The organism is Hansschlegelia beijingensis (genome assembly GCF_045505405.1).
GTDB classification, from domain to species: domain Bacteria; phylum Pseudomonadota; class Alphaproteobacteria; order Rhizobiales; family Methylopilaceae; genus Methylopila; species Methylopila beijingensis_A.
Genome location: NZ_JBJKEX010000042.1, coordinates 1 through 16862, shown reverse-complemented (window position 1 = coordinate 16862; position 16862 = coordinate 1). Strand labels below are relative to the sequence as shown.

General features: G+C 68.3%; 17 protein-coding genes and 1 pseudogene. 9 read left to right on the top strand and 9 right to left on the bottom strand.

The features are described 5' to 3' along the window. Window positions 1-210: pseudogene (locus ACIKT0_RS04800) on the bottom strand (glycosyltransferase family 4 protein); the annotation flags it as partial. Between the two features lie 325 nt (window positions 211-535). On the opposite strand from ACIKT0_RS04800, the gene ACIKT0_RS04795 reads away from it, so the two are divergent. Next, window positions 536-697: a hypothetical protein gene (locus tag ACIKT0_RS04795; protein WP_407104244.1), complete on the top strand. Its 162-nt coding sequence runs from the start codon at window positions 536-538 to the stop codon at window positions 695-697. A 24-nt stretch (window positions 698-721) separates the two neighbouring features. Here ACIKT0_RS04795 and ACIKT0_RS04790 read toward each other — a convergent pair whose 3' ends face one another. The 4 genes from ACIKT0_RS04790 to ACIKT0_RS04775 all read right to left on the bottom strand — a co-directional run bounded on the left by ACIKT0_RS04790 (window position 722) and on the right by ACIKT0_RS04775 (window position 6433). Beyond that, complete coding sequence (locus ACIKT0_RS04790) at window positions 722-1354, bottom strand: peroxiredoxin (RefSeq protein WP_407104243.1); 633 nt, start codon at window positions 1352-1354, stop codon at window positions 722-724. A gap of 27 nt (window positions 1355-1381) precedes the next feature. Next, window positions 1382-3112, bottom strand: coding sequence for an assimilatory sulfite reductase (NADPH) hemoprotein subunit (gene cysI, locus ACIKT0_RS04785; protein WP_407104242.1), 1731 nt, complete (start codon window positions 3110-3112; stop codon window positions 1382-1384). 8 nt (window positions 3113-3120) lie between these two features. Next, window positions 3121-4950 carry an assimilatory sulfite reductase (NADPH) flavoprotein subunit gene (locus ACIKT0_RS04780; RefSeq protein ID WP_407104241.1) on the bottom strand — a complete coding sequence of 610 codons (1830 nt, stop codon included), beginning with the start codon at window positions 4948-4950 and terminating at the stop codon, window positions 3121-3123. Between the two features lie 202 nt (window positions 4951-5152). Next, window positions 5153-6433 (bottom strand): nitrilase-related carbon-nitrogen hydrolase, encoded by a 1281-nt coding sequence (locus ACIKT0_RS04775; RefSeq protein WP_407104240.1) that lies wholly within the window; start codon window positions 6431-6433, stop codon window positions 5153-5155. A gap of 132 nt (window positions 6434-6565) precedes the next feature. Between ACIKT0_RS04775 and ACIKT0_RS04770 the strand changes: the two genes are divergently transcribed. Both ACIKT0_RS04770 and ACIKT0_RS04765 read left to right on the top strand, forming a co-directional pair. Then, window positions 6566-7879 carry an NtaA/DmoA family FMN-dependent monooxygenase gene (locus ACIKT0_RS04770; protein WP_407104239.1) on the top strand — a complete coding sequence of 438 codons (1314 nt, stop codon included), beginning with the start codon at window positions 6566-6568 and terminating at the stop codon, window positions 7877-7879. A 25-nt stretch (window positions 7880-7904) separates the two neighbouring features. After that, complete coding sequence (locus tag ACIKT0_RS04765) at window positions 7905-8417, top strand: flavin reductase (protein WP_407104238.1); 513 nt, start codon at window positions 7905-7907, stop codon at window positions 8415-8417. Between the two features lie 27 nt (window positions 8418-8444). On the opposite strand, the gene ACIKT0_RS04760 is transcribed toward ACIKT0_RS04765, so the two are convergent. Further along, entirely contained in the window at window positions 8445-9026 is a 582-nt protein-coding gene (locus tag ACIKT0_RS04760) for an HPF/RaiA family ribosome-associated protein (RefSeq protein ID WP_407104237.1), read from the bottom strand. Window positions 9027-9214: 188 nt separating this feature from the next. Between ACIKT0_RS04760 and ACIKT0_RS04755 the strand changes: the two genes are divergently transcribed. Continuing rightward, window positions 9215-9346: a hypothetical protein gene (locus tag ACIKT0_RS04755; RefSeq protein ID WP_407104236.1), complete on the top strand. Its 132-nt coding sequence runs from the start codon at window positions 9215-9217 to the stop codon at window positions 9344-9346. A 164-nt stretch (window positions 9347-9510) separates the two neighbouring features. Here the strand turns inward: ACIKT0_RS04755 and oxlT are convergent, their stop codons facing one another. Further along, window positions 9511-10752, bottom strand: a complete 1242-nt coding sequence (oxlT, locus tag ACIKT0_RS04750; RefSeq protein WP_407104245.1) for an oxalate/formate MFS antiporter — start codon at window positions 10750-10752, stop codon at window positions 9511-9513. 655 nt (window positions 10753-11407) lie between these two features. On the opposite strand from oxlT, the gene ACIKT0_RS04745 reads away from it, so the two are divergent. The 3 genes from ACIKT0_RS04745 (at window position 11408) to ACIKT0_RS04735 (ending at window position 14055) form a co-directional block, all read left to right on the top strand. Continuing rightward, complete coding sequence (locus tag ACIKT0_RS04745; protein WP_407104235.1) at window positions 11408-11623, top strand: SlyX family protein; 216 nt, start codon at window positions 11408-11410, stop codon at window positions 11621-11623. A gap of 381 nt (window positions 11624-12004) precedes the next feature. Continuing rightward, window positions 12005-13429 carry a histidine kinase gene (locus tag ACIKT0_RS04740; protein ID WP_407104234.1) on the top strand — a complete coding sequence of 475 codons (1425 nt, stop codon included), beginning with the start codon at window positions 12005-12007 and terminating at the stop codon, window positions 13427-13429. Continuing rightward, the gene (locus tag ACIKT0_RS04735) at window positions 13426-14055 is read left to right on the top strand and encodes a response regulator transcription factor (protein ID WP_407104233.1); all 630 of its coding nucleotides are present in this window, start codon (window positions 13426-13428) and stop codon (window positions 14053-14055) included. Before ACIKT0_RS04740 ends, ACIKT0_RS04735 begins: the two co-directional genes overlap by 4 nt. Window positions 14056-14092: 37 nt before the next feature. Here ACIKT0_RS04735 and ACIKT0_RS04730 read toward each other — a convergent pair whose 3' ends face one another. Then, window positions 14093-14338 carry a hypothetical protein gene (locus ACIKT0_RS04730; protein WP_407104232.1) on the bottom strand — a complete coding sequence of 82 codons (246 nt, stop codon included), beginning with the start codon at window positions 14336-14338 and terminating at the stop codon, window positions 14093-14095. Between the two features lie 259 nt (window positions 14339-14597). Here ACIKT0_RS04730 and ACIKT0_RS04725 point away from each other — a divergent pair, with 259 nt between their 5' ends. Then, window positions 14598-14813: a hypothetical protein gene (locus ACIKT0_RS04725; protein WP_407104231.1), complete on the top strand. Its 216-nt coding sequence runs from the start codon at window positions 14598-14600 to the stop codon at window positions 14811-14813. 61 nt (window positions 14814-14874) lie between these two features. On the opposite strand, the gene ACIKT0_RS04720 is transcribed toward ACIKT0_RS04725, so the two are convergent. Next, entirely contained in the window at window positions 14875-16284 is a 1410-nt protein-coding gene (locus tag ACIKT0_RS04720; protein ID WP_407104230.1) for an MFS transporter, read from the bottom strand. 204 nt (window positions 16285-16488) lie between these two features. On the opposite strand from ACIKT0_RS04720, the gene ACIKT0_RS04715 reads away from it, so the two are divergent. Next, window positions 16489-16862, top strand: a 374-nt coding sequence (locus ACIKT0_RS04715; protein ID WP_407104229.1) for a GntR family transcriptional regulator, incomplete at its 3' end; no start/stop codon positions are given.

The window sequence follows — 16862 nt, the reverse complement described above, 5'->3', positions numbered from 1 at the left end:
CCGATCTTCCAGGGCTTCGACGAACTCCGCCACCGCCCCGTCCGGCAGCGGAACGGTCCTGCCGCGCACGATGGCCGCAAAGCCCCGCCCGCCCTCCGGCGCGTCGAGAAGGCGCTTGGCGTAGGCGAGCTCCACCCGATCGACGCCTGTGGCGGCCGGGTGGCTGGCGCGCGTCAGCAGGCGCGTGATGTCGAGGAGCGTTCTTGCCATGCGTCCCGGCCATGACCTTGGGTCGGCCGTGTAGCATGCCGTCGCGCGGCGCCGAAACCAATCGGCCGAAGCCGCGCGGGCGACGCCGCGCGTCGGGAGTTCAGAGACATTCCCTCGCCGCGTGGGAGCCGTGCGCTGCCTCAGGGCGGCTAACAGGGAACCCGCGCAGGACCTTCGGGCTTATGCCGTCATGAGAACGCCAGTCGCGACGCTCCTAGCCCTTCTGCTCGCATCCCTCGCGGCGGGCGCAGCCGCCGCGCGGCCATACGCGCCGGGCATGTCGTGCCAGGCGGTGCAGTCGCTAATCAGATCGAGGGGCGCCGCCGTGATCAGCACGGGCCCCTCGACCTATGACCGCTTCGTCAGCAGCGGCCGCTACTGCCAGCCCACCGAGGACACCGAAGCCGCCTGGGTGCCGACCGCCGACAAGCGCGACTGCTTCGTCGGCTACACCTGCCGGGAGCATGCGCGCGACGAGACCTGGTGAAGCCGGGGCCCGCCGCGCCCTGACTCAGTCCTTCAGTTCGACGACGCGCAGGTAGGGCCGCAGCTCCTTCCAGCCCTGCGGATAGCGCTCCTTGGCGTCTTCGTTGGAGACGCTCGGCGCGATGATCACGGGCTGGCCCTTCTCCCAGTTCACGGGGGTAGAGACCTTCTCGCGGTCGGTCAGCTGCAGGCTGTCGATGACGCGCAGGATCTCGGAGAAGTTGCGCCCGGCGCTCGGCGGATAGGTCAGGGTCAGCCGGATCTTCTTGTTGGCGTCGATGACGAACACCGAGCGCACCGTCACGGTCGGGTCCGCCTGCGGATGGATCATGCCGTAGAGCTCAGACACCTTCTTGTCGGCGTCCGCCAGCAGCGGGAAATTCAGGGCGTGGCCCTGCGTCTCCTCGATGTCGACGCCCCAGGCGCTGTGCGCTTCGAGCGGATCGACGGAAAGGCCGAGGACCTTCACGTTGCGCTTGTCCCACTCGGGCTTCAGCCGGGCGACTTCGCCGAGTTCGGTGGTGCAGACAGGCGTGAAGTTCTTCGGATGGCTGAACAGCACGCCCCAGGAGGAGCCCAGCCACTCATGGAAGCGGATGGGGCCTTCGGTGCTGTCCTGCTCGAAATCCGGCGCGATCTGTCCGAGTTGCAGCGACATAGCGTACTCCTTTCGGGAAACTCTCGATCAAGCGTTGAAGAGGCGGCCTTCCGTCACCTCCGGCACATAGCCGGCGCGGATGGCGAAATCACCAAAACGTTCGCCGACGGACCGCTCGGCCGCGTAGCGGCCGATGATCTCGTCGAGCGTCTCGAGGATCGTCTGCTCACCGACGTTCTCCAGGTGCATCTTGTTGAGACGCTGCCCGTGGAAGCCGCCGCCGAGATAGAGGTTGTACTTGCCGGGCGCGCGGCCCGAGAGACCGATCTCCGCCACGTAGGGCCGCGAGCAGCCATTGGGGCAGCCGCTCATGCGGATCGTGATCGGCTCGTCACGTAGACCGCGAGCGTCGAGGATCGCCTCGATCTTGTCGATCAGGGTCGGCAGGTAGCGCTCGCTCTCCGCCATGGCGAGCGCGCAGGTCGGCAGCGCCACGCAGGCGATCGAGTTGAGCCGCAGCGCACTGCGCGTCTCGATCAGCCCGTAGTCCGCAAGCAGCGCGTCGATCTGCGGTCGGTCTTCCGGCGCCACGTCCGAGATGCAGAGATTCTGGTTCGGCGTCAGACGGAACGCGCCCCGGTGAACCCGGGCGATCTCGCGCAGGCCGGCCATCAGGCGCTTCTCGCCATGGTCGATGACGCGGCCGTTCTCGATGAACAGCGTGTGGTGCCACCGGCCGTCCTCGCCCTCCACCCAGCCGAACGCGTCGCCATTGGAGCTGAACGAGAACGGACGCGCAGGCTCGAAGGCGAAGCCCATGCGGCGCTCGATCTCCGCCTTGATCCACCCGAGGCCCTTGTCGTCGATCGTATATTTGAACCGGGCGTGGGCGCGGTTGGTGCGGTCGCCATAGTCGCGCTGGACGCTCATCACGGCGTCGGTCGCCGCGAGCACCTTGTCGGCCGGGATGAAGCCCACGACGTCGGCGAGCCGCGGGTAGGTCTCCGGCGCCTGATCGGTGCGGCCCATGCCCCCGCCGATCGAGACGTTGAAGCCCTCGAGCTCGCCGTCCCGCGCGATGGCGATGAAGCCGAGGTCCTGCGTGTAGACGTCGATGTCGTTCGAGGGCGGGATCACGAACCCCATCTTGAACTTGCGCGGCAGATACTGCTTGCCGAAGAACGGCTCCTCAGGCTCGGAGCTCGCGATGCGCTCTTCGCCGTACCAGATCTCGTGATAGGCGCGCTGGTTCGGGATCGCGTGCGCGCTCGTCCGGCTCGCGGCGTCGTAGACCTGCGCATGCAGCCTGGAGAGCCTCGGATCGACCGAGCACATCACGCCGCGCGGGACGTCGCCGCACGCCGCGATCGAATCCAGCAGCGCCTCATGGAGCTTCTGGATGGTCGGCCTGAGATTCTCCTTCAGAACCCAATGGAACTGCACCGTCTGGCGCGTCGTCAGCCGAATGGTGTCGCCGCCATAGGCACGGGCGAGTTCGTCGAGCTTCAGCCACTGCGCCGGAGAGCAGACGCCGCCCGGCATCCGGACCCGGATCATGAAGGTGTAGGCGGGCTCCAGCTTCTGCCGCCGGCGCTCGTCGCGGATGTCACGGTCATCCTGCATGTAGATGCCGTGGAACTTCATCAGCTTGTTGTCTTCGGGCGTGACGCTGCCGGTGATCTCGTCCAGCAGGCCGAGCGCGATCGTGCCGCGCAGCTGGTCGCTGTTCGCCTTCAGTGTCTCGTCCGGTCCCAACCGGTCGAGCGGCTGCGAGATGTCGCGGCTGCGGTCGAGCGCCGGCTGGCTGGTCTCTGTCATGTCGGAGCTCAGTAGACGTCTCGCTGGTAGCGGTGGTCACGCTGGAGATTGCGGACATACTCCTCCGCGGCTTCCCGCGCGAGCCCGCCCTGCTCCTGCGCCACGCCGATCAGGGTCTCGTGAACATCGGGCGCGAGGTGAGCCGCGTCGCCGCAGACATAGACATGCGCGCCTTCCTCGAGCCAGGCGAACACGTCCCTGCCCTGCTTGCGGAGCTTGTCCTGCACATAGACCTTCGCGGCGCGGTCGCGCGAGAACGCGACGTCCATCCGGGTCAGCAGCTTCTGCTTCAGCCAGCCCTGCCACTCGGTCTGATAGAGGAAGTCGCTGCGGAAGTTGCGCTCGCCGAAGAACAGCCAGTTCCGGCCCTCGGCGCCCCGCGCCTCGCGCTCCTGCAGGAAGGCGCGATAGGGCGCGACCCCGGTGCCGGCGCCGATCATGATGACCGGCCGATCGTCCGCCGGCAGGCGGAAATGCGGGTTGGACTGAACGTAGACCGGCAGCGTCGCGTCCGGCTCGGCGCGGGCGGCCAGATGGCCCGACGCGACGCCGGAGCGTGGCTCCCCGTTGAGTTCGTAGCGGACCGTGGAGACGGTCAGGTGAGCCTCCTCGGGCGCGGCGGCGAGGCTGGAGGCGATCGAGTAGAGCCGCGGCTGCAGGGGCCGCAAGCCGGCGACCAGCATCTGCGCCTCGAGCCCCGCGACCGGATAGGCGCGGACGATGTCGATCACGTGGTTCTGGCGCAGGAAGGCGGACCGCTCGGCCGCCGCATCCTCGCCCAGCAGCCGCCTGAGCTGCTCGGCCCCGGACAGTTCGGCCCAGTGCTCGATGAAACGCGGCGTGACCGCCGAGATCTCGAAATCGCGCTCGATCGCCTCGGCGAACGTCGACGCGCGTCCCTTGATCTCGACAGGCGCGGACGGGCTCAGCCTGAGCGCGCCCAGAAGGCTCTCGACCAGCCGCGGATCGTTCTTCGGGGCGACGCCGAGCGCGTCGCCCGGCTCATAGACCAGGCCCGAGCCTTCGAGCGAGAACTCGATGTGGCGCGTCTCCTTGGTGGAGCCGCGGCCGGTCAGCGTGAGATTCTCCAGAACCCTCGCCGGGAAGGGATTGCGCTTGTCATAGTGCGCCGGCGTGGGCGCCGTTCCGGCGACGCGCTGCGCGTCAACCGTCGCGGCCGCGCCGTCCTTCGCGATCTTCGCGACCACGTCCGCCGTCCAGGCGGCCGCCGGCTCGTCGTAGTCCACGTCGCAGTCGACCCGCGGCCGCAGGCGGACCGCGCCGAGCTCCTCGAAGCGCCGGTCGAGCCGCTTTCCCGCCTCGCAGTAGCGCTCATAGGTGGAGTCGCCGAGCGCCAGCACGGCGAAGCGCAGATCCGGCAGCTTCGGCGCCTTGCGGCTGTCGAGGAACTCGAAGAAATCCGCCGCGCCCTGCGGCGGGTCGCCCTCGCCATAGGTGCTGACGACGATCAGCAGGTCCTGCTCGTCGCGGAGCTGACGGGCCTTGTAGTCGGCGATGTCGACCACCGTCGGCTGGCGGCCGGCCTGACGGGCGGCCTCGGAGAGCGTCTGAGCCAGCGCCCGGCTGTTGCCCGTCTCGCTGCCGAACAGAATGGTGAGCCGCCGCTGGTCGGCTTCCGCCGGGGCCGCAGGGCGACCGACCGGGATGTCCGGCGCAAGCGCCGGCCGCCCCGCCTCCCGCCGTTCGGCGTCCCGCACGCCGGCGAAATAGCCGCTGAGCCAAAGCGCCTGCTCGGGGCTGATCGCCTTCGCGAGAGACTGGATGTGCTCCCACTGGTCGGGGGAGAGCCCCGGACCGGGAAATTCTGAGGCTGACATGCAGGCTCCTGACGACCGCTGCGCGACCGGCGCTTCCTATTCACAAAATTATTTTGTTGTACTTGTACTTCTCCGTTTCACATATGCATTTTTCTGATCGCCCTTCAAGAGAGCGCGCGCAGACCTGACCCGCTCGCCGTAGGGGCCTTGCGCGCTCGGATGCGATGGACGGTGAGACGCTGATGCAGAGGGAGCGGGCGGATCAGCGAGGCGCCGCCGCCCTCAGCTCGCCGAGATAGTCGTTTTCGGCCCGCGCGCGGGGCGCGGTCGTGGGGTCGATCGTGGCCACGAGCAGGGCCTCCCCGTCGGACGGCGCACGCGCGCCTTCGCGGCCGTCAGCCAGCGCGATCACGCTCTGCCCCGCATAGGAGAAGGCCGTGTCCCGGCCCGCGTGATCCGCATAGATCAGCGTGAGCGCGTTCTCGAACGCCCTCGCGGGGATCAGCGTGCGCGCGATGAAATCCGACGCGGCGCTCGCGGGCAGCGCGGTCGGCGTCAGCACGAGATCCGCGCCGGCGAGCGCGAGCGGGCGCACCGTTTCGGGAAACTCGACGTCGAAGCACACCCGCATGCCGATGGTCGCGCCCTCGAAACGGAACGGCTCGGACAGCCCGTCGGCGGGCGTGAACAGCGCCTTCTCGTAATCGCCGTACAGGAAGCGCTTGCGGTGGATCCGGCTCCAGCCCTCAGGCGAGAGGAAGACCGCCGAATTGTAGAGCCGGTCGCCGGCGCGCTCGGCGAAGCCGGTGGCGATCGCAAGTCCCAGCCGTCCGGCGACAGCCGCCAGCCGGGCGAGTTGCGGCCCCTCTGCCGGTTCGGCCAGCGACCGCAGATCCTCGATGTCCGCCGCCACCCTGTCGTCGCCGCGGCTGCCGGTGGCGTAGAAAATGCCGTCGAGCTGAAGACTGATGACGCGCGCGGTCTTCGCCACGTCCACCTCCCCGAACAGGCCCGCCGCGATCCCGCGCGCGATGCAGTCCTCGAGCAGCGCCTGCTCGCGGTCGTAGAAGCCGCGGATGAGCTCCCCCACCTGCGCGTCCTGCTTCGCCGAGGCGGCGTAGTCGGCCATCAGCTTCGTCATCCGCGCGAGGGTGGGGGCGATCAGGACATGCATGTCGAGCCAGGCCATCAGCTCGGATCTCGGATCGGAGACGGTCTTGCGCAGAGCCGCATAGCCGGCGTCCAGCTGATCGATCGCATGCGCGAGGGCGCGGCCGAACAGCTCCTCCTTGTTGGTGAAGTAGTAGTAGATCAGGCCCGCCTTGACCCCGCAGGCGGAAGCGATGTCCCGCATGGTGACATTGCTGTGGTGGCGCTCGGCGAACAGTCTCAGCGCCTCGTCCAGGATCAGGTCTGAACGCGTCTCCGGCGCCAGCCTGCGGCGGGGAGCGCGCGTGCGCGGAGGCGGAACGGCGCCCGCCGGCTGTCCAGCTGACGCCTGCGCCGTGGGCGCCCCTCCTGCGGATTCCGGCCTTTTCGGCATTTCCGGCGCCTATCTTTTGCGCTGCACAAACAGCTTGTCATCAGCCATATTGAACACGCGTTCAATAGTGTGTCACCCCCTGACGCGCCTGCCCGGGCGAGGCCAGGTCGGGAACGCGACGGAGCAAGATCGATGGCCGACAAGCGCTTCCATCTCGCCTGGTTCATGAACTTTACGCCCGACGAGTGGCGGGAGCCCTTCGGCCAGGGCGGCTCGCCCTGGGACGGCCAGTTCTATGTCGAGATGGCACGGACGCTCGAGCGCGCCTGCTTCGACTACATCATGATCGAGGACAAGCTGATGGTGCCGCAGACCTATGGCGGCTCCTCCAAGGCTTCGCTCAACCACGGCATGATGGTCCCCAAGCACGACCCGGCGCCGCTCGCGGTCGCGATGGGCATGGCGACGTCGCGGCTCGGCGTGATCGCCACCATGTCGACCATGGCCTACCCGCCCTTCCTGCTCGCGCGGCTGTGCTCGACCATCGACAGCCTCACCAAGGGCCGCTTCGGCTGGAACATCGTGACCAGCGCCGAGGACCTCATGGCGAAGAATTTCGGCATGGACCGGCTGCCGCCGCGCGACCAGCGCTACGAGATGGCCGACGAATATATGGAGGTCGTCGGCAAGCTGTTCGAAAGCTGGGAGCCGGACGCGGTGGTGCTCGACCGCGACGCCGGCGTCTACGCCGACGAGACCAAGGTCCACACCGTCGATTTCGAGGGCAAGTACTACAAGGTGCGCGGGCCGCTGAACACGGTGCCCTCACCCCAGCGCAGGCCGCTCTACGTGCAGGCCGGCGCCTCGCCCAAGGGCCGCGACTTCGCCGCCCAGCACGCGGACTCGATCATCTCGGTCGCGAGCGGCGTCGCGGACATGAAGCGTTTCCGCGAGGACATCCGCGCCCGCGCCGAAAAGGCCGGCCGGGACCCCGACTCCATCAAGGTGATGTTCTGCGTCACCCCGACGCTTGGCGAGACCGACGCCGAGGCGCGGGCGAAATATGAGCGGATGCTGAGCTCAGAGCACTTCATCGTCGACACGCTCGCCTCGCTCGCCGCGATCACCGAGATCGACTTCGCCAAATACGACCTCGACAAGCCGCTGCCGGAGAAGCTCGTCACCAATGGCGAGTCCGGCACGCTCGACAAGTTCCAGCAGTGGGGCAGCGGCAAGACGCTGCGCGAGCTCGTCTATGACGGCGGCGGCGGGCTGGTGTCTTCGGTGGAGCTGGTGGGCACGCCGGACACGGTCGCCGACCGGATGGGCGAGATCATGGAGGAGGTCGGGGGCGACGGGTTCCTGATCACGACGCCGGTGCTCAGGGTCAGCCGGCGCTTCATCACCGAGATCGCCGACGGCCTGGTTCCCGCGCTGCAGAAGCGCGGCCTCGCGCGCACCTCCTATGCGCACGAGAAGCTGCGCGACAACCTTCTGGAATTCTGACGGGCCGGTGGGACAGGAGCGCGCCATGGCCGAGCTCGACGCCGAAGCCCCGCTCACGAAGCAACGCTACCGGGACGCCATGGCCAACCTCGCCGCGGCCGTGAACGTCGTCACCACGGACGGCCCGGCCGGGCGCGCCGGGTTCACGGCGACGGCGGTCTGCAGCGTCACCGACGAGCCGCCCACGTTGCTCGTCTGCGTGCGGCGCGACAGCTCGGTGGGCGAGGCGTTCCGCGCCAATGGCGTGCTGTGCGTCAACACGCTCGCGCCCGAGCACAAGACTCTGTCGGGCCTTTTCGGAGGAAAGACGCCGGTGGACGAGCGCTTCGCGGCCGCCCAATGGTCGCGGGCGAGCACCGGCGCTCCGGTGCTCGCGGGGGCGCTCGCCTCGTTCGACTGCCGGGTCTCGAGCGTCGTCGAGGTCGGCACCCATGCGGTGCTGTTCTGCGAGGTCGTCTCGGTCGGCGACGGAGCGCCGACCGAGGGTCTGGTCTATGTCGGCAGGCGCTACGACACCGTGTGCGCCTGCGCGTCCTGAACCGTCACGCGTCTCGCGCGGCCGCCCTCAGGACGCCGGGGCCATGTCGCCGACGGGGCGAACGGAGCTCGCCTGCGGCCCCATCGGGCCCTCACCGGTGGCGATGGTCACCAGCACCATCTCGCCGATCTTCAGCTGGTCATAGGCGTCGCCGCTCACGGCGTTCCGGGTGAAATAGAGGTCGGGCGAACCCGGATATTCGATGAACCCGTAGTTCTGCTCCGGGAACAGGCGCACGACCCGCCCGACGGAGCCTTCCGAGCCATGAGTCTTGACCTCGCCGCGCCGGATCTGCGTCTCGTCCTCCAGCTGCCGCTCGAGCCGCTTGAAAGCGCGCGTCACGAAGGCCGTCTCGTCTCCCTTGGAGTCCCGGCGTTCCTGGCTGTCGCTCGCGACGATGCTTCCGGTCCCCGGAAGCGTCACCTCGATCGTGATGCCGAGCGGCTGCTTGCCGCCCGCAGCCGAACGATAGGGCGTCTCGACCACCACGCGGCAGCTCATGAGGCGCGGGTGGCTCTGCTCGAGGCGCGCCACGCGGTCGCGGATCAGCTGTTCAAGAGCCTCCGACGTCTGGAGATTCTTGAAGGCGATTTCCAGCGGAACATCCATTTCTGACCTCCATTTCGAGGGGTCGGAACGACCCCGAGACGATCGCCGCGTCGCGCGGGGCTTACCCGGTTCGGCGCCACCGTCTCCGATGCCAACTCGCGAGCGATCAGGCTCGTTCCGAGAGGTGGGATCGTCCTTTGGCGGCGCCAATCCGCCGGACGCGCGCACACGCGGGCGCGGGCCGTCACATGCAGGAGAGCGAGACGATTTTTCTGAAGAGGAAGCAGGCGGCGCTGGATCCGGGGGCGCTCGGCGCCCAGCGCCTGATCTCCGACGGCGGCCGTGTTTCGGCCTGGCGCGTCGAGGTCAGCGAAGCGTAGGGACGGGCCTGGCGGCGTCCGCCGCGCCTCCCTGCTCTCCGCTCACACGGCGATCTGCGGGAGGCCTTCCGCTGGGGCGAAACCGCTCCAGCGGAAAAGGCGGGCTTCCGAGGAAGCCCGCGAGGTGGCCCTGCTTCCGCGGAAGCAGGGCGGGGTAGTTCGCGTCAGGCGCGGGCGAGCGCCGGGTTGACGTCCGCGGCGGGAGCCGACGGAGAGGGCGCCACGGTGGACCGGCGGACATGCTCGGCGAGCACCGGCCGAAGGACGACGATCGCGAGGAAGGCGGCGAGCAGGTCCATCGAAGCGACGGTGTAGAGCACGGTCGCCCAGGTGCCGGTCGCCTCCATCAGCAGGTTGCCGACGGGGACGAACAGCGCGCCGATGCCCTTGGCGCAGTACAGCACGCCGTAGATCTTGCCGATGTGCTTGGTGCCGAAGGCGTCGCCGGCGAGCGCCGAGAACAGCGAGTAGACCTCGCCCCAGGCCAGGAACACCACGCCGGACAGGATCAGGAAGGCGTAGGGGTTATGGCCGAAGTAGCCGAGCGCGATGATGCCGAAGCCTTCGAGCGTGAAGGCGATGACCATCGTCTTCTCGCGGCCGATGTTGTCCGAGATCCAGCCGAACAGCGGACGCGAGACGCCGTTCATGATGCGGTCGAGCATCAGGGCGAGCGGCAGGGCGGCCATGGTGAAGAAGTACAGGTTCACCGAGTAGTTCTTGACGCCGAGGTCCTGCGCGATGACGCCGAGCTGGGCGACCGCCATCATGCCGCCGGTCACGACGCAGATGAACATGAAGAACATCAGCCAGAACAGCTTGGTGCGCAGCGCTTCGGTGAGCGTGTAGTCGCGGCGCGACTGCGCGAGCTTGTCGGAGGCCTTGACCTCGCCGGCCTGCGGCGAGCGGAGGAACAGCGCCGCCAGGAAGGCGAGCGAGCCCTGCAGGATGCCGAAGAACAGGAAGGTCGACTGGAAGCCGCTCGACTCGATCATCGCCGCAATCGGCAGGATGGTGGCGGCCGAGCCCATGCCGTAGCCGCCGGCGGTCAGGCCGACCGCGAGGCCGCGGCGATCAGGGAACCACTTGAGCGCGTTGTTGATGCAGGTCGCGTAGATGCAGCCCACGCCGATGCCGCCAACGGCCGCGCCGAAATAGAAGCCCATCAGCGAGGTCGCCTGGGAGTTCACGACCCAGGACAGGCCCATGAACACGGCGCCGAACGCGACCATGACGCGCGGGCCGTACTTGTCGATGAAGTAGCCCTCAATCGGGGTGAGCCAGGTCTGCACCAGCACGAAGATCGTGAAGGCGATCTGGATCGAGGCGCGGTCCCAGCCGTAGGTCTGCTGGATTTCCGGCACGAACAGCGTCCAGGCGTACTGGATGTTCGCCGTGGCGACCATGCAGACCACGCCGACGAGGAGCTGGAGCCAACGCTTTGAATCCGAGATCGCTGGCTGTGGCGATGTCGCTGAAATTGCTGTCACTGGTGTTTCCCTGCCCCGTTTGGGCTCTTCGGCCCGTTGTGGAAGTCCGCCAAGTAGCTGCCGCTTACGGAGTCAACCGCTTGGCGCATGACTGGCATGCAAAAGTCTGGCATCCCACTGGCCTATCGCGATAGAGGGGCTTTGGATCACGAAATCGAGAGGTAGGAAGAGCAGACGCCGCGTGGCGCCCTGCTCCACTGCGAAGCGCGGCTCATTGCACTGCAACAGACATCGTCGGCCCGCGGTTTCCGGTTCGCCGATACACGTCCCGCCAAGGGGCTCCGGCTACCTTGATCATCCCGCACCCGACCTCGACTCCTTGTTGCACTGCAATCTCGCCACGATGACTTGTCGTTAGTGATCGATAGAAGAACTGGCCACCCAGACTAAAGAGTGAGGGCGGCGTCTATCTCTCTATGCACTCACGATTTCGTGAAATTCTGTGATCGGCCGTGATCGGAGCCTTGCGGCGCAGCCCCCGCATGACGGCGCCTTCCGGCAAAACGCCCCCCGCTGGACTGAGCCTCAGTCCCGGCGCTAGGACCGCGGGGACCGTGAGGCGGGGAACGACATGAGCACGACCACGAACGAACTCGCCGAGCGTCTCGACAGGCTCGAGACGCGCGTCGCCTACCAGGACGAGGCGATCGAGGCGCTGAATCAGACCATCACCGCCCAGTGGGGAACGATCGAGACGCTGCGACGCCAGGTGGCGGAGATCGGCGAACGGCTCGAGGACGCCGCAGGGGCGCTGCCGCCTGTGGACCGCCCGCCGCCGCATTATTGAACGGCCTGTGATGGCGCGCCCCAGCAGGGCCATGCCCGCGCCCAGGGCGCCCCCGGCCGCGAGGCGTGACCGGATATTGCTGGGGATGGAGCGTCCGTCCCCGGCGCAAAGGACCGTCGCCTGCGCCTCGCGGACCCGTCGCTCGTTGAATGACTTGCAGGCCAGGCGCGGGAACACGCAAGCTGGCTCAGAAGCGCGCGCGCCCGCGCCCCTTTCCGGAGACCCTCAGATGTCCGCCCGTCGCGCCGCCCAGGCTGAGGAGACGATCCGGAAATCCGGCGAGCGCGGCCGCGTGGCCGGACAGCGTTTCCTCGGCCGGTCGCGGGAGAGAGACCTGGCTCCGGCTTCCGCCCGGGACCCGCGGCCGGAAGGCGGCCGGACATGAGTCTCGCCGAGGCGGCGCCGACGGCGGCGAGGCGGCGGGGCCAGGAGACGACGGCGACCCCACGGTTCCGCCAGACGCTCCGGCGGCAGATCCTGCTCGCCGTCATGGCGATCGACGCCTGCTGCTGCCTGGCTTCGGCCGTCGTCGTCATCCTCAACGCGCGTGAGGCCACGCGCGTCGAGGTCGGGGCTTCGCTCGAGATGGCCGAGCCGCTCGTGCGGGAGACGATCGCGAGCTTCCAGCGCTCCTCGCCGGACGACATCTCCGGGCTTCAGTTCGATCTGCCGGGCGTCCGTCACGTCCGCATCTCCGTGCACCGGCCTGACGGCTCTCTGGTGTCGTCGCGCGAGCCGATGCGGCCCTCGGCCTTCTCGCCCGCGCCGCCCTGGTTCGCCCACCTGATCGAAAGCCCGCTGGACCGTCAGGAGATCCCCGTCGTGGCGGACGGCGAACTCCGGGGCATGGTGGCGATCCAGGGTGAGCCGGCCGACGAGATCGCGGAAGTCTGGGAGGACATGACGAGCCTGGCGGCGCTGCTGGCGGCCTTCAACATTCTGGGCCTTGCCGCGTTCGCCCTGCTTCTTCGCCGCATCCTCTCCCCGCTTGGGGCGCTCGGGCAGGGCCTTGCAGCGCTGGAGCGCGGCGGATCCGATCAGCCGCTGCCCATCCCGCATGTCCAGGAACTCGCGGTGCTGGTTGAGCGTTTCAACGCGCTGGCGGTCGCCCTCGGCGAGGAACGCGACCGCAACGCGCGGCTTTCACACAGGATGGTCTTCCTGCAGGACGACGAACGCCGACAGATCGCGGCCGAGCTCCATGACGAGCTGGGCCCCTGCCTGTTCGGACTGCAGGCCAATCTGGGTCTCCTCAAGAGCGGCCTTTCCGAAAGCGGAGGCCTCGCGGCTCCGGCGCAGGAGCGGCTCGCGACCGCGATCGACATCTCCAACCGCCTGCAGAGCCTCAACCGGCATCTGCTGCGCCGCCTGAAGCCGATCGCGCTGGGCGAGGCCCCGCTGGGAGAGGTCCTGAGCGGACTCGTGGCCGAGTTCGAGAGGCGCCATCCGGACCATCAGTTCGCGCTCCTGACGGCGGAGCTCAGGACCGGCTACGGCCCGGTCATGGACCTCACCGTCTATCGCGCCGTGCAGGAGGGGATCACCAACGCGCTGAAGCACGCCGTGTGCACGACGATCGAGGTCCGGGTCGAGGAGCAGGTCGTCAATGGCCGCGCGGAGCTCGCCATACAGGTGATCGATGACGGCGTGGGCGTCCCCGCGGAGACGACATCCGGCTTCGGCCTGCTCGGGCTGGCGGAGCGCATCCAGGCGCTGCGCGGCCGCTTCCGGCTGCGCTCCGTCCCGGCCGGCGCGGCGCTGGAGATCTTCATCCCGCTTTCCGGCGCGGAGGAGACGCTCCGTTGAAGCGCGCCCTGATCATCGACGACCACCCGATCGTGCTGGAAGGGTGCCGGCGCATGTTGCTGGAGTCCGGATTCGCGGAGGTGCTGGAGGCGACGACCCCGCTCGAGGGCTTCCGGATGTACCGCCGCAGCAGCCCCGAATTGATCGTGGTCGACCTGTCGATCGGCGGCAGGGGGCTCGCCGGGCTGTCCTTCATCCGGCGCCTCAGGCTGCATGACGCCGAGACGCCGCTGCTGGTCTTCAGCATGCACAGCGACCCGGTCATCGCCAGCCGCGCCCTCAAGGCGGGCGCCACGGGATTCGTGCCCAAGGACATTCCCCCCGCGACGTTCCTGGAAGCGGTCGAGAAGGTCCGCCAGCGCAAGCCCTATATCGGCCATGACATGGCGATGCAGGTGGCGCTGCTCGGCAGCCGCGCCCAGCGGGATCCCGCGAACCTCACGGGGCGTGAGCTCCAGACCCTCGCCCTGCTGGGCCAGGGCAAGGCCTATGGCCAGATCGCGGACGAACTCGGCGTCAGCTACAAGACAGTCGCCAACACCTGCTCGAACCTGAAGGACAAGCTCCGGGCAGGCACGCTGCAGGACCTCGTGCGGATCGCCGTCATGCGCCGTGTCGGCGTGTGACGCAAAGCGCCGCCGCGTCGTGCCGGCCTGAAGCTCGTCAGGCGGCGGAGGCGGACGGCTTGGCGCCCGGCGCGGGCTTTCCGCCGACGGAATCGGCGCTCTCGCCGCGGGCGATCCTCTCGAGCCGGTCGAGCGGCACGACGATGCCCTCGGTGGACATCGCCCGCACCTGACAGACGCCCTTTGAAGCCAACAGCCTCATGCGAAAGCTCGCCTCCCTGGCGCTTTCGCAGAAGATGATTTCGGACCGGCCCTCGAGGTCCATGATCACGTTGTAGGGCATCGGCCGTCTCCCAGCTTCTTCTTTGAGCGCGGAAAGACTCCGGACCTCGTCCTTGTTCCGTGTCGTTTGAGCGAATGGAGAAAAAAACTCCCGCGAGCGACCCGCGCTCGTCTCTCGACGACGCACGACGTCGCCCGTGAGCGGGGCCGACAAGAGTCGCAGGATGGGAACTTAAGCGCCGCTCGCCCTTTGAGGAGAGAGCAGCGGAGGCCTCGCACAGACGCCGGAAGGCCGGCGCTTCGCTGCAGGGAGGCGATCGATGAGCGACGATTTCACCGCAGAAGGCGGCTCGGAGAACCGAGAGACACACCCCGCGGACGGGGACCGCCGGAAGCCCGGCGCGGGGGCGGCCGACCAGGGCGCCACGCCGGAGAGCGACGGGCGGCCCGTGGAGAAGCCCGCCGCGGGCGGCGACAAGCCCAAGGCGGAGAACTGGCGCGGCGAACCGGACGATCAGGCCGGTCCCGGCCAGTAGCATCGCGCGCGGCGATGAACGCCGCGCGCGAAAGTCTGTCAGGCGCGCCCGAAGGCGTCGTTCAGGAGGATATTTCCTCCAGGGATCGACCCTTCGTCTCCACCCCGAGCGTCAGCACCGCGATGGCGGCGATCACGAAGGAGCCCGCGCCGAGGGCGAAGACGCCGCCATTGCCGAGGTTCGGCAGCACCACGCCGATCAGCGCCGGGCCGATCAGCGAACCGATGCGGCCGACCGCAGAGGCGCAGCCGGCGCCGGTGGCGCGCGACCGGGTCGGGTAGAGCTCCGGCGTGTAGGCGTAGAGCGTCGACCACATGCCGAACAGGAAGAACTGCATGATCAGGCCGAACACGATCAGCATCGTGAAGTTCGGCGCGTTGCCATAGGCGTAGGCCGCGATCGCGGAGCCGATCAGCATCAGCGCGCAGGTGCCCTTGCGGCCCCAGGCGTCGACCAGCCAGGCCGCCGTGATGAAGCCCGGAATGCCGGCGAGCGCGATCAGCACGACGTATTCGGTGGACTTGGTGTTGGTGTAGCCCTGCGCCTGCAGAAGCGCGCCGAGCCAGGTGGTCAGGCCGTAGAAGCCGAGCAGCGCGAAGAACCAGACCAGCCAGATCATCACCGTGCGCTTGGCGTACTCGCCCTGCCAGAGCTCCATGAAGGAGAAGCGACGCTCGCCGCGCGCGACCGCCGGCAGCGGCTTCGGCTCGTCGAGCTTCGCGCCGGCGGGCAGCCGCTGGAGCACCTTGGTCTCGATTTCCGCCATCACCTTCTCGGCTTCCGCCGAGCGGCCCTGATCGGCGAGCCAGCGCGGGCTCTCCGGCACGAAGAAGCGGACGACGAACAGGAACAGGGCGGGGATCGCCTGCGCCAGGAACATCTCGCGCCAGGTGAAGTGCGTGAGGAAGTACCAGCTGAGCAGGCCCGCGGCGATGAAGCCGAGCGGCCAGAAGCCCTCGAGGATCGCGAGGTAGCGGCCGCGCTTCTTGGTCGGCACGAACTCGGAGACGATCGCGAGCGCGACCGGGAACTCCATGCCCATGCCGAAGCCGAGCAGCAGGCGGGCGTAGCCGAGCGTCGTCGCGTCCGGCGCGTAGTAGCACCACACGCTGCCGAGGCCCCAGAAGATCATCGAGATCTGGAAGACCAGCTTGCGGCCGATCTTGTCCGCCGCCATGCCGGAGATCGCCGCCCCGAGGAACATGCCGAGGAAGCTCATCGACGACAGGAAGCCGGCCTGCGCGGGAGTGAGGCCGAACTCGGTGCGGATCGAGCCGAGGAGGAAGGTCAGCGAGCCCAGGTCGATCGAATCGAAGAACCAGGCGGTGGCGATGATGCCGAAGATGAGCTTCTGGTAGCCGGTCATCGGCAGGCGATCGAGGCGGGCCGCGATCATCACGTCGCTGGCGGTCGTCGCGGACGACGCCCCTGCGGCGGCCGCGCCGCCGGAAGGCAGCGTTACATCGGTCATATTTCCTCCCCCGGGGATGCGCCGAAACCTTCGGCCTTTAGGCCTTCTTAGCCGGGAGGCTAGTCGTGGCCCATCAGAGATGCAACTGATATATTAGTAGTCTTCCAAGCTGCGCCGGTCGCCTTTTGTCGGACCATCCGCGCGTGCTAAGCCACGGAGGATGCGGATACTCAGGTCCGAGCCTGCCTTCGAGTCGAGGCGTTCATGAGCGCGTCCACCGCCCGTTCGCGCTCGCGTCCGGCCTCCGGGGAGCCTGCCCCCGGCGCCCCGCCGGCGGAGGAGCGGACGCTGACCGAGCGCGCCTATGTGGCGCTCGAGGAATTGATCTGCACGCTTCAGCTTCCGCCTGGCGCGTTCCTCAGCGAAATGGCGCTCGCCCAGCGGCTCGGCTTCGGCCGGACCCCGATCCGGGAGGCGCTGCAGCGGCTCGCCCGCGACGGTCTCGTGATCGTCGCGCCGCGCCGCGGCATCCTGGTGTCGGAGATCAACCTCAAGGCGCAGCTCCGGCTGCTGGAGACCCGCCGCGTGCTCGAGGCTTTGTTCATTTCACTGTCCCCGAAGACGTTGCGAAACCAAGT

Bases quoted from the DNA above. Each gene is read 5' to 3' on its own strand.
- ACIKT0_RS04790 (WP_407104243.1), bottom strand. From the start codon at position 1,354: ATGTCGCTGCAACTCGGACAGATCGCGCCGGATTTCGAGCAGGACAGC.
- cysI (WP_407104242.1), bottom strand. From the start codon at position 3,112: ATGACAGAGACCAGCCAGCCGGCGCTCGACCGCAGCCGCGACATCTCG.
- ACIKT0_RS04780 (WP_407104241.1), bottom strand. From the start codon at position 4,950: ATGTCAGCCTCAGAATTTCCCGGTCCGGGGCTCTCCCCCGACCAGTGG.
- ACIKT0_RS04775 (WP_407104240.1), bottom strand. From the start codon at position 6,433: ATGCCGAAAAGGCCGGAATCCGCAGGAGGGGCGCCCACGGCGCAGGCG.
- ACIKT0_RS04770 (WP_407104239.1), top strand. From the start codon at position 6,566: ATGGCCGACAAGCGCTTCCATCTCGCCTGGTTCATGAACTTTACGCCC.
- ACIKT0_RS04765 (WP_407104238.1), top strand. From the start codon at position 7,905: ATGGCCGAGCTCGACGCCGAAGCCCCGCTCACGAAGCAACGCTACCGG.
- ACIKT0_RS04760 (WP_407104237.1), bottom strand. From the start codon at position 9,026: ATGGATGTTCCGCTGGAAATCGCCTTCAAGAATCTCCAGACGTCGGAG.
- ACIKT0_RS04755 (WP_407104236.1), top strand. From the start codon at position 9,215: ATGCAGGAGAGCGAGACGATTTTTCTGAAGAGGAAGCAGGCGGCGCTG.
- oxlT (WP_407104245.1), bottom strand. From the start codon at position 10,752: ATGGTCGCCACGGCGAACATCCAGTACGCCTGGACGCTGTTCGTGCCG.
- ACIKT0_RS04745 (WP_407104235.1), top strand. From the start codon at position 11,408: ATGAGCACGACCACGAACGAACTCGCCGAGCGTCTCGACAGGCTCGAG.
- ACIKT0_RS04740 (WP_407104234.1), top strand. From the start codon at position 12,005: ATGAGTCTCGCCGAGGCGGCGCCGACGGCGGCGAGGCGGCGGGGCCAG.
- ACIKT0_RS04730 (WP_407104232.1), bottom strand. From the start codon at position 14,338: ATGCCCTACAACGTGATCATGGACCTCGAGGGCCGGTCCGAAATCATC.
- ACIKT0_RS04725 (WP_407104231.1), top strand. From the start codon at position 14,598: ATGAGCGACGATTTCACCGCAGAAGGCGGCTCGGAGAACCGAGAGACA.
- ACIKT0_RS04720 (WP_407104230.1), bottom strand. From the start codon at position 16,284: ATGACCGATGTAACGCTGCCTTCCGGCGGCGCGGCCGCCGCAGGGGCG.